This window comes from Micromonospora sp. M51 (assembly GCF_018070305.1).
Taxonomy (GTDB): domain Bacteria; phylum Actinomycetota; class Actinomycetes; order Mycobacteriales; family Micromonosporaceae; genus Micromonospora; species Micromonospora parva.
On record NZ_JAGPXZ010000813.1, the window covers coordinates 1 to 2,593 of the forward strand.

Consider the following 2,593-nt stretch of genomic DNA (forward strand, 5'->3'; position numbering starts at 1 on the left):
CGCCGAGTGGCTGGTGCGGCACGGCGACGTCACGGTGTGGTTGGCCGGCGGGCCACTGCGCCATGCCGACCGGGTGCGGTCGGTGCCGCTGCTGCTGCCGCCACGATTCGCCGAGCTGACCAGCACGATCGAACGGCTTCCGGCCACCGCCGCCGAGCCGGGGTCGACGGTGTTGGCCTGGCCGCCGATCGCGGGCGTGCCGCGCGGCGACAGCGCCGCCGAGCAGGCGTTGGAACGCGCGCTCGCACCGCATGACTGGGCCCGCGGCCGGCGGTGGAACCAGACCTACGAGTGGCATGTCCTGGGTTCGGCGTACCGACTGGATCTGTTTTGGCCCACGGAGGGTCTTGCGGTCGAGGTGGACGGCCCGGAGCATCGTGGGCGAATCGCTTTCGCCAACGATCGGCGGAGGGACGTGCAGCTGCAACTCCTCGGGCTGGACGTGCTCCGCTTCACCAACGAGCAGGTGCTCACCGACGCGCCGGCGGTGGTCGACGGGATCCGTCGGCTGCTGGCCCGGCGACGCGCGGGCGGCACGCACCCCCACGGAGATGAGACATCATGACGAGCCCGGCGGACGTCCCGCACCTGACGCCGAACCAGATCAACGCCCTCGTGGTGCTGATGGTCGAGGCGCGCCGACTCACCAACGTCGAGCTGAAAGAGCTGGCCGGTTTCACGCTGACCGGTAAGGACAACACGAAGCTCGTCGACCTGGGCCTGGTCGACACCGATCGGACGCATCGGCCGTTCGCCCACGAGCTGACCGATGAGGGCTGGCGGGTGGCCCGTCAGCTGCACAGCTCCGCGCCGCCCAAGCAGGGCGGCTCGACCACGCGGTCGCTCTTCGTCGTGCTGTCCAACCTGCACCGTTCGCTGGACCGGCTGCGGGTCAGCCACGGCGACTTCTTCAAGCAGATCGGGGCACCGGCGCTGGCGGCCAGTGAGCCTCGGCACGAGGCACCGGCCCCCGCTGCGGTCACACCGGTGCCCGCAGCGGAGGTCGAGGCGCTGGTCCGGTCGGCGTACCGTGATCTGGCCACCGCCCCGGGCGCCTGGGTCGGCCTCGCCGACGTCCGCGAGCAGCTCGCCGACACCGACCGGGATGCCCTGGACGCCGCGCTGCGGGCGATGGTCGGTCGGGAGGACGTCCGCATCATTCCGGTGGCGAACACCAAGTCGCTGACCGCACGGGACCGGGCCGCGGCCGTCCGCATCGGGAACGAGGACAACCACGCCCTGGCGATCGGCCCGGCATGATCTCCGACGACCAGCGGGCCGCGCTGGAAGCGGTGAGTCTCAACCCGGCGGTCACCCCGGACGACGTCTGGCGACCCAGCCCGCACAACGTGCCGGAGCTGCACGAGAAGGTGGCCGCCGAGATCCTGCGCGGGGTGGCGCGGGCCCGCACCGACGACACGAGCATGCCGCTCGGGGTGGCCATGCAGGGCCGCGCGGGCGCCGGCAAGACGCACCTGCTCGGGGCGGTGCGCGAACGGATCCAGCGCGACGGTGGCTACTTCTTCCTGGTCGACATGGTCAGTGGCAAGACGTTCTGGGAAAGTGTGGCCCTGGCCCTGGTGGAGGGGATGGGCCGCGCCCATGTCGGCTGGGGCACCCAGCTGAAGACCTTCCTCCGTCGGCTCACCCCGCAGCTCGGCCTGCCGGTGGAGGTCCGCGACGCGGTCGCCGGGGCCCGGCCGGTGACCCGCGCCCAGCTCGACACCTTCATCTGGGCGCTGCGTGAGCGCGATCGGGAGGTCGGGCGGGACGCCCAGGACACCGCTCGGGCGCTCGTCCTGCACGGTGCCGTCGACTTCGAGGCGCAGGACGTCGGTTATGCCCACCTGATCTCCGAACCGGGTGACCCGGCGGCGCGGGCGGCGTGGGGGTTGAGCGCCGCGATCCGCACGCCGCAGCAGGTCGTGCAGGACATCTCCCGGCTGATGGCGCTGACCCTGGACCCGACGGTCATCGCCGTGGACCAGCTCGACACGCTGTTCGCCCAGACCAGCACGTCACTGCTCAACCAGCACCAGGGGCTGGAGGACGGCCAGGCCAAGGTGCTCGGCCCGATCGCCGACGGCCTGCTCAAGCTCCGCGACATCACCCGCCGTACGCTTGTCGTGGTCTCGTGCCTGCCGGACACCTGGGTGCTGATGACCCGCACCGCGCCCACCCCGGTCGGCGACCGCTTCCGCACGGCGACCCTGCCGGACCGGATCCCCACCCCGGAGATCGGGCAGGCGATCGTGGCGAAGCGTCTCGCCGCCGCCTTCACCGGCCCACGCTTCGTGCCACCGCACCCCACCTGGCCGATCGCACCCGCCGCCTTCGCCGACGCACCCACCCTGACCCCACGCGCGCTGCTTCGCCGGGTGGACCGCCACCTCGCCTGGTGCCGGGACCGCGACGAGGTGGTCGAGCTGGACCGGCTCATCGACGGCGCCGAGTCCACGCCGGCGGTGAGCGCCGTCCGTGCCGCTTCCGGTGACCCGACGACTGACGAGCGCCGCCTGCACGAGTTGGACGCACGGTTCGCCGATCTGGTCGCGGCCGCGGACGTGTCGGCCGCCGTCGACCCGGCCGGCGA

2 protein-coding genes and 1 pseudogene are annotated in these 2,593 nt (G+C 72.5%); all 3 read left to right on the plus strand.

Going from position 1 to position 2,593, the window contains the following annotated elements:
* Positions 1 to 565, plus strand: a 565-nt coding sequence (locus tag KBX53_RS29175) for an endonuclease domain-containing protein (RefSeq protein WP_210862817.1), incomplete at its 5' end; no start/stop codon positions are given.
* The gene (locus tag KBX53_RS29180; RefSeq protein WP_210862819.1) at positions 562 to 1,260 is read left to right on the plus strand and encodes a hypothetical protein; all 699 of its coding nucleotides are present in this window, start codon (positions 562 to 564) and stop codon (positions 1,258 to 1,260) included. The genes KBX53_RS29175 and KBX53_RS29180, both read left to right, overlap by 4 nt.
* Positions 1,257 to 2,593 (plus strand): annotated as a pseudogene (locus KBX53_RS29185) (AAA family ATPase); the annotation flags it as partial. The gene KBX53_RS29180 and the pseudogene KBX53_RS29185, both read left to right, overlap by 4 nt.